Origin of the sequence: Vibrio sp. 99K-1 (assembly GCF_013114585.1) — a bacterium.
Classification (GTDB): domain Bacteria; phylum Pseudomonadota; class Gammaproteobacteria; order Enterobacterales; family Vibrionaceae; genus Vibrio; species Vibrio chagasii_B.
Window position 1 is genome coordinate 1 of the sequence record NZ_VTXF01000050.1, and the last position, 13,846, is coordinate 13,846.

Consider the following 13,846-nt stretch of genomic DNA (forward strand, 5'->3'; position numbering starts at 1 on the left):
CATCTGTTCGGTAGCGCTCATGATCCTCGTGGTGGTATTGGGCTCAAGGGGTTTTGGGGGCGGCGGGGTTAAGGTTGGGGCCGCATGGGGCTCGTTATACCACTTCCAACCTTGCGGGTTAGACGAGGCTTGGGCGCTGAACGCGCCCATCACTCCCAACATCAGGGCGACCCTCACCAAAGGGGTCGAAAAAGAGGGCATCACGTTATGGATCTCCTAAAGCACTGGATAACCGATGTTGAATTTCTTGGCTGGACGGCAAGTGGGTGTTGCTGTTCATCTCACCAAAGAAATCCGAGAAATCGATATCTTCAAAGTTAATTTGCTGCATCTGCTCTGGGGTGATCGCCCCGCAGATGGGCACCTTAGCGGTGCCCAAGCTCAATCCCAGTTGGTCGCGCGTTCCTTGCTCTTGAATAATGCGCGCCAATAAGCTGTCGAACACGCAATAGGTTCTCTTCTTGCGTAAGCATTGCCCGAGCACTTTTTCTGCGCAGTAACTGCCGAGATAAATGGTCAACTTGTCATCTTTCGCTTTACCCAGGGCTTTTTCTTCTTCGCTGCACTGAGCGAGCCCCACATCGGTGCCCCAACCGCCATCTTTACAGCAGTCCGAAATGCCGAGCATTTTTTTAGTGCACTTCTGACCTTGCCCAGTAAAGATGAGAGGCGGATCACCGAGCCCTTCTGCCGCTTTGGCCAGCGCCGCTAAAGCCGCCGCCGATTCATTAAAATCACTGGAGGGCTTAGGCGTGCCCGCATAGCAATCACCGTCGAGACAAAAACTTTCTTCGCCACAGGTTAAGTTGGTGGCGCTGCAGCGCTTCTCTGGGCAGGATTTTTGGAGCTCTTCCTCGATGCACACGCCTTTTTGTTTGGCACTGCAATGCGTCGCGGTGGTGGTGCAATCGGTCGGCAGCGCATTACACGTATTGTCCCGCGTGCATTGGTGGTTAACTTGGTACTTCCAGCAATCGAGCGTGGTGGGCACGCCGTTAATACGGCGTGTGCCTCGCCCCTCGACACAGGTTTGGGACACGACTTTACACTCACTTAATAGATTGCAATGAGTGGTCCAACGCACGGTGTTTTTGATGCAGTTACCGCCTGAAAGCGTATAACCACCACGACAAGATAGGGTCGCAAGGACTTGTTGTTCAATGTTGCCGCATATTTCATATTTCTCGCGGTAATCAGTACCGTTCTCTCTTCCACACCCCTGCTCTGAGCGGTATCGAGAATGACCACGTTTCCAAAACCCAAACCCAGCCCCTTGCCAGTGAAAAGAGAAATCACCACAAGAGCGTTCAACATAATTTCTAGAATCATAGCGACACTCTTGTCGGGTGTTTTTACAAAATCGCCCATGACGAGACCACCCTGATGGGCAACTGTAAATCACAGGAGACGTGACCGCGGTGAACGTCGGCATTTTAGTGCAAGGCACGGTGTTATTGGTCGGTTGACGACACACTTTGGGAATGTCATCGATGACGCATTGCGTCGCGTTGTCACAATCCACGTATTGATTGGATAAGCCATGAGATATCTCATAAGCATTATCCTGGACCATGAGCGCAAATTCATACGCGGGGTCGCTTTTCACATCCGGTCGGCCTTTATCAAAACGGGTTTGCACGGCTTGCGCCTTATCATTGGACTGATAATGAGTGCGCGCGTTCGCGTCCATATTGCCGTCGTTCAGCTGAGCCTGCTCAGGGTTACGCAGATCATTGTCACACCCTTGCCCCGCGCAGTAATCCCCCACATCGAGCTTCCCCTTCGCCGTTGAAGGGATATTTTTCTGTGCGCTTTTCACCCAATCCACATTGTCGTAATAATGGTCGCCTTGGTTTGCGAATGCGCCGCTAACGATGGCCAGGCTCGCGATCAATAGAACGTGTTTCACGGCTGCCTCCTTAAGACGGCATTCACCACCTCGGGATTGTCACCACGAACCAATTGATTCAGCGCATCGGGGATCGAGAGGTTGCCTTTAATGAGGTCATAGTCCGTTTCATTGCACGGCTGCTTGGGTAAGCACTTCCCAGATTTTATCGCCACAAACGTTGGCACTTCAGTCACCGAAAAGGTCCGAAACCACTCAGGGTTAATGGCAAAACCACTTTGGATGGGTTGGTCTGGTTGATGGGTTTTCAGTAGCGATTGAATGCGCCTTGCGGTCGCCGGAAAGCCGCTTGGCAACACACCGCGTATCACCAAAGGCACTTGCCATTGCTCACTTTGTTTTAAAAGCGCGCGCAAGGACGCCTCTGGCATGGTCAAAGACACAAACACCATAACCCCCGTTGGGGCAGTTTTGGGGTTTTGCGTTGGCTCGGGAATATCAATGACGCGCTTAAGGTGTTGCGGCTTGAGCTTGTCTTGCCAAAAACGTGCCATGGCTTTCGCATCAGATACTATCTCATCGCTGGCGCGTTGCTGGGATTGAAGATGACGTTCGAGCTCTGACGGCATGGCTGTTTGCACCATCGTTTTTTCAAGCTCGGTGAACGCTTGAAGCTCTTCTTGAGTGTACGCGTGACACAGCGTCGCCGCGCACAAGGCAGCCGTGGCGACTAGGGAGAGCAAGGGGGACATAAAAACCTCAAATAAATAAAAGCTCCACGCAAGCGTGGTACTCCTTTTGACGGGGCAGGCAAGCCTACCCAGCCAAAAGCGAGCTCAGGTTAAAGAAACACGCAATTGCGCTTACGCCATTGAACGTAACCGAAGTTATCGCCCGTAGTGGGGTTATCGTGGCCCATTTCCCAAATGGTGGTCGTCGTGGTGTAAGGGTGACACCATGCGGCGTCCGTGATCGGCGCGCTCATTTGATAGCGGTATCGAGACTTGGGTAAGATTGGCGTCGGGTACTGGTAACAGATCGCCCCATCTTCTCCACGCGTCTCCCACACCATCCCTTGCCGGTGCAACTTGTAATTGAGCCGCTCCATAATCAGCGTGCCCGCTTGTATCGGGGTGTCTCGATAGTTGGTGTTGCCCGTTAACGGGTAAGCGCTGCCTTGAGAGCCCAAACACCAAAACAAAAAATCAAACGGGAGCACCACATTGGTCGTGGTGGCAATGGACTCCGGTACGCACGCTAACTGCGCAATGGGGTTACCAAACAAAATCGCTTCGGGGTTTAAGATAAACGCCAGCTCGTCGTCATCCCACAGAGGGTCGACCTCGGTCAGGTAGGCCACATCAAAGTTATCGGTGGCCATGCACGCCGCCGATTGCATCAATTGCAGCCAGTAGATGAGGGGGTATTTGTACCAGTGCGCGTGATAAAAACCGCCATCACTCGAACCGGAATCGCGCGCGGTGGTTCGACCACCGAGTTTTTGCTGATTGGCGCCGGCCAGTTGCATTCCCATATTGACCATGCAATAGGGCACCCGCGTCACATCGGTCAGCGCGTACGGCTCCCAATAACCAATGTTTAACCCAATTTGCATGAAAATCGGCGGCGGTTTTGGGCAAAAAGAGATCGGCATTGTGGGGTTGTTGGTGTCAGGGTAAATGGACGGAATAAGGGGCACAGAGCCCAGCGTCATCGGGAATAGGCAGCTCCAACACACGTCGGTGATGGGGTTGATAAATCGGCTGACGCACGCGGGTCCTCCGGCCTTCGCGGTCGAACTGACCAGCAAGGCGCCGCACAGAGTCAGTAACCCGAGGAAAGACGATATTTTCATGGTTTCGCTCCCACCACAATGTGTTGCACATCAAACTCTTGAATGCGCCATGCGTGCCCCGACTGCTCGACAAGACTGGGCACCGCTTGGATGTGAAGCCGGTCGCTGAGCGTCCCTTGTTGGTCGAAGTACATACGGGTATTGAATCGTTTAGCGGCTTGATTAGGGCTACCACCGGTTAAAATGTAGCGAAGGGGTTTGGCGTGCTCTAGGTTGGCCACGAACTCGACTTGCTTGGCATCACGCGCATCAAAAAAAACCAGCACGTTTGAATACTCAAACTGCGGTAATTTTGCGCCCGTTGGCCAAGTGCGGGTATCAAAGGGATTCACTCGCGTCCCCGCTTTGGCAAAGACTCGCCCCTGGGCGTCGGTTAAATCCTTGGGCACGGTGATGCTGGGATCCACCAAAAACGTTTTTGGGGTGGTCGTGGTCGATAAGGAAAGCGGCGGCGGCGTTTCCACGCTTTGTTTCACTTGCTCAGCAAACTCGGTTTGCATTTGCTCAAGTTTACCCGTTGTCTCAAAGTGTTTAAGCCGCGCCTCTATCCACGTCAGCATGTCGATTTCGCCAATCGGGAACGTCGATCCCATTCGACCTAAGTCCTTCGCCACCGCCCCTAACGAAAGCAGCAGGGCGAAGACCATCATCAGGTGTCGCATACTGACTCCTACTGCTCATAGCGCTCAACAATGGCACGTTGGATGTGCGCGGTGATGTCCGGTGTGCCGCCGACGACCGCGGCGCTGACCAACACCACTTGCCCTTGCTCAGTGGCGTAACGTGCCACTTCTTCGTTCATGACGTGGGCAAAGTGCGCCAATTTATCCGTTTGCTCCGGCAGAGAAAGGGGGGATTTCAGCAATTCTTTATGGTATTGGTCGAGGGTGCTTTTTACGTCCATGCTGACTAAGCGAGGCGGCGACTCCAGCGCTAAGGTGGTCACCACCGAGGAGGCAATACTCACGCACGCCACTATAAATAGGCCGTGTAAATCAAACGTCATGGGAAACCCCTTGTGCTTTTTGTTGAAGCGCTTGCTGATAGTCGGCGATTTCTTGACCGTAGAAATGTTGCGCGGTCGCTTCTATCGCTTCGATACTCGGCATGCCTTGTTTCACTAAGTTTTCGCAGTATTCAAATTCGGTCGCTTCGGTGCTGTAGCACGCTCGCGTAAACGGATCGGAAAACACGCGGTGATAGGTGGTGTGGCCACCGGCTTTGATGCGCACGCAGCTGTACCCAGCGTCCCCAGCTCGTGGGAAACTTTTGATGATCCCTTGTTCCATTTCGTTGAACGCCTTGGGGTTGTCTTGCAAAAACTTTTCAAAGCCTTCGCCTTGGCGCAGCGTAATGTGAATGTCGGAATTATCGTAAGAGGCGCGCGCTTCTTCGTTCACAAAAAAGTCCCCAATACCTTGGGTCACCGTACAAAATGATCCCCCAAATTTACGCGCGGTTCGATAACCGGTGTTAATGAAACTGCGCGTCTGGGCATTGGTGCCTGACATCAAGCTCCAGGCCTCTTCGATGATGCACATTTTGGGGGTTGAGCGAGAGCCTGAGAGGTACATCTGCTGGTTGATGGACACAATCAGCGCAAACACCACCGGACGCAGCACATCTTCAGGGAACCCTTCAAGCTCTAGGGTGGTGATATCCACCGTGGGATCGAGCATTGAAGGCTTATTGAACGTGTCGCCATAAATGCCCTTTGCGCAATATTTATTCAGTTGTACGGCGATGTCTCGAATACGGCGATCGTGGCCATGTTCATCGGCCAACGTAAACAACTGCGCTTGGACGTCATCCACAATCGTTATCGTGCCATTGTCCTCCCACGCCCGTAAAATGGCGTCACCCAGCACCGCCATCTGATAGCCTTCCAATTCAGCATGAGGCGACGCGATGGTCGCGAACAAGGCGGTGATGTTGCTGAGCGCTTCTTTCATCGGGTCGACGTTCTCTCCGTCGACCGGCTCGTGATGCGCGCTGTTTTTGACTTGTTCTAGATGGGTAAACGGATTAAGGAAAATATTGGTGTGATTGAGGTAGGTGCCCCCGAGCATTAGGGTGAGCTTTTTGTAACTGTCCCCTTTGTCGAGGATCCAACACTTCCCCCCTTTGGCGTAGACGCTGCGCACCAAACCCTGGGTAAAAAAGCTTTTTCCCGCCCCCGAGCCGCCGGTTAAGGCGATGTTTTTGTTGTCACTGCCACAATGAAAGGGATCAAAAAACGAGATTTGCCCGCGCATCGTCGGCAGCAACATGCCACTGACCAGGCGTTTAAAATCGAGCACCATCGGAAAGAAATTGACCACGTTGGCACTTTTTAACGTTCGGACGCGACCCGCTCGACCACAATCCTCCCACACGCCTTCGCTCATTAAAAACGGCAGCGCACTGAGCACGCTTTGACTTTGCATCATGATTTGCTCTTTGATGTCGAGTCCCGTAGCCGAAAACGCTTCTTTGGCCGATTGCACATCGTGGCGCTGCTGCGCTTTATGGGTAAACAAGGTCAAGTTCAACACCATCGAGCACACCGAGGTTGCTTTGTCGGCCAACCCCTTTTGCAAGGCCGTGCGCTCTTCCAACTCTTCACCCGCGGTGGGCGAAAACATGGCCATCGGGGATTTCAGTGTTTTGGTCAAATCATTAATTTTCTTGTTGTTCTCGTGCTCAAAATTCCCCGTGACGTTGTGACGAAAACTCAACGACAACACATGTGGGCACGTCAACATGCGCGAGACATTACGAATCGACGCAAACGCTTCGGGCATCGCGTACAACCGAAAGTCGGTGGGGGCTCTAGAGAGTCCCATGCACACCGTGCGCCCGCGCGTCTCTTGACCGAAAGGATTGGTGTGACGTGTTGCAATGTGATCCCGTTTGATGATCATCTCGGTATCCGGCGACAGCACTTGGCGGTTGATAGGGTCGAATGGGTTGTAGTCACGCTCAATCGGGCGGTCTTGCTTGGCATCAAAGTTCAAGAGATCACCTGCAAAGGTAATGAGCCCTTTAGGGTCGACCCGCGCGGTCTCAACACCGAGTTGCAACAGCGCCGTTTCCATCGCCGCGCGCACATCATCCAACTTGTCGGTCTTTTTCTCTTTCGTCGACACGAAGAAATACGCGTCGTAATCGCGCAAATCAAACTTATGTCGCTGACGGTGGAAAAAACCTTTCGCCGCAGAAAACCCCGCGTAGCGCACTTCTTCTTCGGCCAAACGTTGGCAAATGCCGCCTCGCTTGGCCATGATGTCCCCATTGGCTTCTAAGTAATGCGCGACTCGATTGTGACCAAACATCGACAGCTGATAATCCCATTTATCGCCTTGAGGGAAATCCATTACCATCTTGTTGAGCGACATCACCAATTCGTCGTTGGCCCCGCCAAGCACCGTCAGCTTAAGCGCAAAGCCATACGATTTTCGGTTATGAAAGAGTTGGGTCTGCGCATCAAAGTCGCGGTACGGCAATTCATGATGGAAGTGGTTTTGATGCTGATTGGCGTCGGCGACTAAACCGCCAAGCCCCAACGAAGGTTTACGTTTCAACAGTTGACTGAGCATGCTTAATCCTTCCAGATGGCATTAACGGGACGCCCAGACCAACGACTTTCATCGAGTATCACGTAAATATCCGTGGTGTCGACGTAATGCCCGAGCGTGTCCGTGAATGGGAAAATGGTGATTTTTCTCACCGTATCTTGAGTGCGTTTAGGCACCCCTTGACGATCGCGCCGTGGCAACGTTAAGAACATATTGTCAGGGGCCCCCTGCGCCGCAGACACTGGGGAGGGCCCCATCGGTTGGCGCCGTATCTCATCCATGGTGGTGCAACCGGATGTGCCGCCCACCTGCGTACAACTGAAATCTTCGCCCAGGCCTGCCGCGCAGCCACCGAGCAACAAGGGTAAAAACACAATGAGTTTGTGCATGACGTTTCCTTATTTTTGACCAAACGGCGACGACGGCACTTGGATGCCTTGCGCGTTGATTTGGTTCGCTAATGGGTTCTGAGTCACGTTGCTGATCACTTCCATGAGTTGATTCGATTGAGAGGACTGCTCTTGGGCTTGGGCCTGTTCATACTCGGCCGCTTCCAGCGGATCGAGCGGGAACCCCTCCAGAAAGACGATGTTGACCACCGAGCCTGGATTGATTTCAACAATGGGGTGATACATCTCTGCCAGCCCGATGTAGTAATCGGCCAACTTCGCGCCCACCGACGCGGTGGCATTCCCCAACAAATTGAGGCCAATGTCTTGGCCCGAGACGCTGCTCGTTGAGCCAAGCGCCGAGGTAGAAGTGGTTTCCGACAAACCTTTACCGGCTTCCCCAAGCCCCGTCAAAATGCCAGAGATGCCGGCCATCTGTACCACTTTGCCATTTTTTAAAATGGTGGTACCGCGAATGCCGTTACGACCAAAATTGAACACCGTGCCTTTGACCGCCACGTCTAAAATGTCTTTATTGTCGAAGATGCAGCTCATGCGGTGAGTCCGAACTATGCCCCGTGACGATGAGATCTCCCCGTAGGTCGCCCCTGTGATGGTGCAATCTTTGAGTTTGGAGGGCTTACCATTGGGTAAGATGCCGTTGTTCAAGGTCTGAAAGACCATGGGGGTGGTATCGCCTTGCCCTAAAACGCCCGCATTCGCGTCCGCGCCGCCCGTCACGACCGCCGTGACAAACGTGCCCGTCGGAACATAATTGTCCGTGGTTCGGCGGGGCGCTTCGGTCTCTTCCTGCCACGAAAAATCGGTGCTATCAAACTGATGCTGAGCAAAGGAGCGTTGCTGGCGTGGGGGGTAAGCCAGAGTGTCGAGGTTGGGGTTGTTGTCTGAGGAAGGCAAAGGCCGAGGAGGGAGCCTCGCTTGTCCAAACGTCTCATCGCCACCCACCAGGGGATACGCGGCCTCACCGCCATCATTGAACCCATCCACAGGCGGTGAGGCCGGGCTTTGCATCGCCGCCATCTTCGCTTTCAGCTCGTCCACCGTGCTTTGCATTTCACGCCGCACCTTGTCTTCCACCAAAGACGCCGTGTCCAACTTGGCGCTGCGGATACGCTGCTCGGTCTCTTTTTTAAACCCTTGCATCTTCCCTTTCAGATCGCGCATCTCTTTGGTGAGCGTGGCAATCAACATCTGTTGCTGAGTGAGGGCCGACTGATTGTCTTTTTCTGTGAAGCCTTTATCCACGATGGCCCCAAACTCCACCGCTGTCGTGGGCGCCACTTTGACCGTTTTAGGGCGGGTGTACTGGTACACCCCAAGGACAGCCAACACGAGAAACAAGACAATCACGGACGTAATGTGTTGATTGCGCTTGGTGGTCTCGGCGTTGATGTCTCCGCCACGGTCAAAATCGCCCTCTTTATCGCTAAAAAAGCGTTCTCTGAATTTATCGAACATCGCTCACCCCTCCACCCGTGACCAAGTAAAGCTGAGTGCTCTCGTTGGGGCCAAGCGTTAAACGGTCGAGCGCCGCACTGCGCGCCGCGTAACTGTAAAACTGCGCCGTGGTCAACGTGACGGTCTCATTAGAGCGGTTTTGGACCTCGTAAATGATCCCCGAGTAGTCTTGCCCGACAAACACCACTTGCGGAATAAGGGGTAAAGCGCCCTCGTCAGGCGGTAACGTGTCAGGGTCGACCGGATGCACGGTGAAACCGGAAACTGGCGTCCCATCGAATTGCCAATGCATCATTTGCTTAGTGAATTCGGCCAGCGCTGAGGGGTAATCAAACGCACGGTCGAACACTGAAGGTTGTTGACGCGCTCTGTCCGAAGGTAAAAACTCCGTCACCACCGACGGCGTCGCTTTAGGGCTCACAAACAGGGAGAAGACCCGCCCCTTACGGGTCGTGACGTGAACATTGAACGGCAATTGAATGTTGATTTTCAGCGACACCGAGCCCGTCTTATCCTTTTGATTGGCGGTCGTGGTACAAAAGCCACTGGGGCAGGTGATGTTGACGATTTTATCGTCCTTGACCATCAAACGGTTGATGTTAAGGGAAGACAGGGTGACGGGGATGGTATCCCCATCGTTAAAATCAATTTCTCGTTTCGCCACATTGTCGGCCAGCGATAACGGGCTTGATAAGGCCGCCAGTAACGGCACTAAGGTCAGCAGGCGTTTCACGAGGGTTCTCCTTCTCTTTTAATGCCAATCAGCTCCAGTACCCCATGGGGATACGCCATTTGCACGACATACGTGACTTTTTCAGGCGCTAAGTCGCGGTCACCCACAGACTTGTAGAGCGTGCCGGTCTGTTTAAACTGCATCGTTCCCAACGCCACTAAGGCGCCATCTTTATCCGCCACAAATCGACTGGAGATGTTGCTGGTCGTGATTTGTTGCGCGTCCGACAGCAAGGTCGGTTGAACAGCCGACCAGGACTCAGCGGGCACATAATCGAGAAGTAACCCGTATTGACGGGAGACGCTGGCGGGGGTGATGTCGTATTTCAGGTGCAAGAAGTAACTGCCCATCAACATCAAATACGACTCATCCACATCACCATTGGACACCGAAAACGCTTGTGAGAGCGTCGGCGGAACCAGCGTTCGGCTCTCTTTGAGTGAGAGGTAGGTCAACGCCGCTGCGAGCACCACACAGGCGAAGCTGGCGGTAAAAAAGCCCACCGCCAAAAACACGTTGAGCATCTTACTCATCGCCAACAGGTCTTTTTTGTTCGAAATTTCCATACGACTCCTTAAGACAACCAATAGCGTTTAATCGCCGGTGGGGTATGTTTGAACAGCATTTGATTAATCGAAGCGCTGCCCCACCAATAAAGGGCGTAGGCGACGATGTGTTCACCGTATTGCGTTTTTATGTACCTCAATCCCATAAACCAAGCCGCCGCGAGGACAAAACCAATCGCGTAGTGTTTGGCAAAAAAGCCAAGCGCAAAGATGCACACTGCAGGAAGGAGCTCTTCTCTTGGAAGGCCGCACAGGCGTTTGCCTGAATTGAGGTACTTAGGGATCGCGTAATACTGCGCTTTATTTTCCATGTCATCGCCGCCTTATGATTACGCTAAGCCAACCAGTGGCTTCACCACCTCCCAGAACATCATGCCGCCCGCAAAGCCACCGACGGCGCCAAACCAGTTGCGCGATGTAATGCCGACCACCGCCGCGCTGAGCGCGGAAAAGCCGAGCATCGCGGTTTCAATCCCCGAATCATCGCCCGCGGTTTCTTTCACCATGTCTTTACCCGTGGCAAATAAGTCGGCGGCAAGTGCGGGCTGGGCCAGGGCAACCGATAGAATGGCCACGCCTGCCAGCCATGGCAGGGGTTTAAGGGGTGTTTTTTTGACTTGCATAGGAAAGTTTCCTTGTTTCTAAGAGAACAAGACGCCGCGACGCGGCGCCAAAAAGCGACCAGCCGAAAGACCGGAAGAGTTTACTCACGCGGTTAAGCGCAAAAGAGAATAGATAAAGGAGGGGTTCCCCCCGTATTATCTCCTTGCCGGATAGACAAGAAGGCAAGGTATTTTTAATGCGGTTTGGCTTTTCAATGCTCACTGACGGTCGATAGGACACAGAGTGTTTTGGGCGAGACGCTTACAAGACTGACTCCCCAGTGAGTTAAGTGTTGGCATCACTCACAGTTTGACTGTGAACAGACGGTTTTCTATGCCGTTTTCAGGGGTAAACCTCTGTCTGGTCAGTGAGCATTGAAAAACATTTACCCTATCCGTTGACGCGGTACTCCTTTTGTCTCAACAAGAGGCTTAGCCTCGTTTATCGCAGCCAAAAGCGAGTGAATGGCCAAGCCTAGCGCACGGTGATTGCTCAGTTAATTGAACTTTCTCCTGTGTTGTTATGCTTGTCCGCTGCGTAGAGCGCAGTTTGCGCGAGAGCACGATACGTTTGGGATAGCGCACCTTGCTCGTCTTGTGTTAAACGCTCCCCGTTGGCCGGAATAGCGGCTTGCTCGATGACATCAACCCAAAATCTAAGCTCTTGAATGGCGGTCATTTTTGATTTCATGGGGTCGCTCCTCTGCGTGGTTTATTTTGGTTCTCTCCAAAGCCCACTGTAGAAGTAGGCTTTGGAGATTGTCTCTACCTGACCGCCGAGACAGTAGGCGGGGCTTATTCACATTTCGGGTCATTCACACAGTTCAGCCATACCAGCTTATGCACTTCCATTATCTATAGGTCATGCATCCGGTCGCCATAGCGGTCAATAAGGTCTGTTTCAGTGAATTCCTGTCCTCCGTCACTGGTTTGCTCGGAGTGACCCACACAAAACAAGTTCCGTGTTAAGTCGTTCATGGCGCAAGTTGTTAAAGAGCAAATCGACAATCGTTTTGATGTCATTGATCCCATTCGGGGATCTTTTTTTTGAAAAAATTACGGTTTATCTTTGGGTACTTCCCAGTTCACACCGAACACATCAAGGTGGTGCTCTAGGCGAGCTTGGGCTTCCGCGCGTTTTGTACGGCGATTGTGAGCCGTTGAGCTCTCCAGAATTTGGTTATGTTTGCCTGAGAGTTTCACGTTGACGTGTGTACCTTTAGGGCTGGATGATTTTTGGCTCAAAACGGCGTCACTCATTGCTTGCATTTAACATAATGGACATAATACGCACCACTTTAAGTTATTGAAAAGTAATAGAAAAGTTAGATGGGTGGTGAGGGTGCGGCTAAGAATTGAGCGATTAAATAAATATAAAGACTATGAAATTTATATTAATAAAGTATAATATGTGATTAGATATCACAGATTATAATGAAGACATGTAAGTTATTGATATAACTGCGTATAATGTCCATTATGTAAAGCGATTTTGTGAAAGTGTGATTTAAGGCTTGAGCCCCATAAAGTAAGTGCGCTATAATTAGTGCAGATTCTTAGAGTGAAAAGTGCATTACATAGCACGCTACTACATAGTTTTCTATGTAGTGTATTTTTTAAGAATTGAGAGTGTGTTGGAGGTGGTACTTCGACTATATAGCATTCGCAAAGCAGCCGTTCTCCCACAAGTGAACGGCTTTTTTGTGCCTGAAATTTAAGCATTTGATCTTTCTGGCGATCTTGTGTAAATTGAAAGCTCATTGTTTGGACCACCAATCCAAACAACCCTAAAAACCTTGTGGAATCAAAACATGAATAATCCCATTGTGTCTTGCTTATGGCAAGCGACCATCAGACTCCAGACCTCAGCAATAACCGCATTAGAATCAGATCCTCACACTTTGATCTGGCTCGGTTATGGCTTAGAGGGCGAGTCTCATGTTTGCAGATAACCTCGCACCAGCGTTAGCCAAATCCCAATACGACAAAGCGTATCGTTTGATGCGTAAAGCGCGTAAGCGTGAACTCATTGAGATGCACCATGAAGTGCTCAATCCTAAGTCAGCTCAACACGAGGTTGAACTTGACCAGGACGATTACGCGATCGGTTTTAAGGCTCAACGTCTGCTTCGTAGTGGTGAGGTGGTCAATCTTCCCCACGAGTACGCTTTTATCTTGAAAGCGTGCCAAGAGTTTATCAATAACCCACAGCGCTTCCCTGCCCTATTCGCTTGGGGCGGTGCGGCGATCAATAACATCCAGTGCCGAACGCTGATCGCCAAAGTCTTAGCTTGTATCTTACCGAATACGGATTTGATTGGTGGCCGTATCGGTGTGCCGACCGAAGCCGGTTTGAAAACCATCAGCTATGACCAGCTCCAGGAAGACTACGCGCTACGTTGGGGCGAGTATATCTCACCGAAGTCGTTCGCTAAGGTGATTCGATACTTGCAACGTGCGACTTACTTGTACAGTGAGCGCATTAATGTGTGCGTCGATGATGCCGAAGGTACAGTGCGCAGCGCAGCGGCTTACAAGCAATTCACCGAAGCTTTCTTTAGAGACATTAAAGTGGTGCGCTATCCTAATATTTGTGAGTTGATTATCGCCTCTCGCAAACGCATGGAAAAGAAAGGCTTGCGTTTTGACTGGCTAAACTTCCGCACCATTGCTTCTGGCATTCAGGAGATCTACAACGCAACGCGCTGTAATGATTTTGCTAAGAACGTGGCTAACCTGTTCACAGCAACGCCTCACTACTCCCCTTCCCCACACTAGCTATAGAGAAGTATCCGCTTAACGGCGGAGGATTTTGC

At 51.9% G+C, this 13,846-nt stretch carries 16 protein-coding genes; 2 read left to right on the forward strand and 14 right to left on the reverse strand.

The window, feature by feature from the left end:
* The coding region (locus tag F0228_RS25775; protein WP_216619395.1) for a hypothetical protein at positions 1-220 on the forward strand (220 nt) is incomplete at its 5' end.
* Here the strand turns inward: F0228_RS25775 and traN are convergent.
* The 14 genes from traN to F0228_RS25020 all read right to left on the reverse strand — a co-directional run bounded on the left by traN (position 206) and on the right by F0228_RS25020 (position 12,290).
* On the reverse strand, positions 206-1,909 hold the full coding sequence (gene traN / locus F0228_RS24955; RefSeq protein ID WP_171762997.1) for a type-F conjugative transfer system mating-pair stabilization protein TraN: 1,704 nt from the start codon (positions 1,907-1,909) through the stop codon (positions 206-208). The two genes, F0228_RS25775 and traN, sit on opposite strands and share 15 nt — an antisense overlap.
* Positions 1,906-2,601, reverse strand: coding sequence for a type-F conjugative transfer system pilin assembly protein TrbC (gene trbC / locus F0228_RS24960; protein ID WP_171762998.1), 696 nt, complete (start codon positions 2,599-2,601; stop codon positions 1,906-1,908). The genes traN and trbC overlap by 4 nt, the downstream gene beginning before the upstream one ends.
* A gap of 89 nt (positions 2,602-2,690) precedes the next feature.
* Positions 2,691-3,704: a conjugal transfer pilus assembly protein TraU gene (traU, locus tag F0228_RS24965; RefSeq protein WP_171762999.1), complete on the reverse strand. Its 1,014-nt coding sequence runs from the start codon at positions 3,702-3,704 to the stop codon at positions 2,691-2,693.
* Positions 3,701-4,366: a type-F conjugative transfer system protein TraW gene (gene traW, locus F0228_RS24970; protein ID WP_171763000.1), complete on the reverse strand. Its 666-nt coding sequence runs from the start codon at positions 4,364-4,366 to the stop codon at positions 3,701-3,703. The genes traU and traW overlap by 4 nt, the downstream gene beginning before the upstream one ends.
* An 8-nt stretch (positions 4,367-4,374) precedes the next feature.
* Entirely contained in the window at positions 4,375-4,710 is a 336-nt protein-coding gene (locus F0228_RS24975) for a TrbI F-type domain-containing protein (RefSeq protein WP_171763001.1), read from the reverse strand.
* Entirely contained in the window at positions 4,700-7,282 is a 2,583-nt protein-coding gene (gene traC, locus F0228_RS24980; protein WP_076645890.1) for a type IV secretion system protein TraC, read from the reverse strand. Before traC ends, F0228_RS24975 begins: the two co-directional genes overlap by 11 nt.
* Before the next feature lie 2 nt (positions 7,283-7,284).
* Positions 7,285-7,650 (reverse strand): type IV conjugative transfer system lipoprotein TraV, encoded by a 366-nt coding sequence (gene traV / locus F0228_RS24985; protein WP_171763002.1) that lies wholly within the window; start codon positions 7,648-7,650, stop codon positions 7,285-7,287.
* 9 nt (positions 7,651-7,659) lie between these two features.
* The gene (locus F0228_RS24990) at positions 7,660-9,129 is read right to left on the reverse strand and encodes a TrbI/VirB10 family protein (protein ID WP_171763003.1); all 1,470 of its coding nucleotides are present in this window, start codon (positions 9,127-9,129) and stop codon (positions 7,660-7,662) included.
* Complete coding sequence (traK, locus tag F0228_RS24995) at positions 9,119-9,862, reverse strand: type-F conjugative transfer system secretin TraK (RefSeq protein ID WP_171763004.1); 744 nt, start codon at positions 9,860-9,862, stop codon at positions 9,119-9,121. Before traK ends, F0228_RS24990 begins: the two co-directional genes overlap by 11 nt.
* Positions 9,859-10,428: a type IV conjugative transfer system protein TraE gene (gene traE, locus F0228_RS25000; RefSeq protein ID WP_016768462.1), complete on the reverse strand. Its 570-nt coding sequence runs from the start codon at positions 10,426-10,428 to the stop codon at positions 9,859-9,861. The genes traK and traE overlap by 4 nt, the downstream gene beginning before the upstream one ends.
* Positions 10,429-10,436: 8 nt before the next feature.
* Positions 10,437-10,739: a type IV conjugative transfer system protein TraL gene (gene traL / locus F0228_RS25005; RefSeq protein ID WP_016768463.1), complete on the reverse strand. Its 303-nt coding sequence runs from the start codon at positions 10,737-10,739 to the stop codon at positions 10,437-10,439.
* Positions 10,740-10,757: 18 nt separating this feature from the next.
* Complete coding sequence (traA, locus tag F0228_RS25010) at positions 10,758-11,051, reverse strand: type IV conjugative transfer system pilin TraA (protein WP_069593581.1); 294 nt, start codon at positions 11,049-11,051, stop codon at positions 10,758-10,760.
* A gap of 472 nt (positions 11,052-11,523) precedes the next feature.
* Positions 11,524-11,721: a hypothetical protein gene (locus F0228_RS25015; protein WP_076645893.1), complete on the reverse strand. Its 198-nt coding sequence runs from the start codon at positions 11,719-11,721 to the stop codon at positions 11,524-11,526.
* Positions 11,722-12,086: 365 nt separating this feature from the next.
* Complete coding sequence (locus F0228_RS25020) at positions 12,087-12,290, reverse strand: TraY domain-containing protein (RefSeq protein WP_171763005.1); 204 nt, start codon at positions 12,288-12,290, stop codon at positions 12,087-12,089.
* A gap of 678 nt (positions 12,291-12,968) precedes the next feature.
* On the opposite strand from F0228_RS25020, the gene F0228_RS25025 reads away from it, so the two are divergent.
* The gene (locus tag F0228_RS25025; RefSeq protein WP_102482224.1) at positions 12,969-13,808 is read left to right on the forward strand and encodes a hypothetical protein; all 840 of its coding nucleotides are present in this window, start codon (positions 12,969-12,971) and stop codon (positions 13,806-13,808) included.
* Positions 13,809-13,846: the final 38 nt, after the last annotated feature.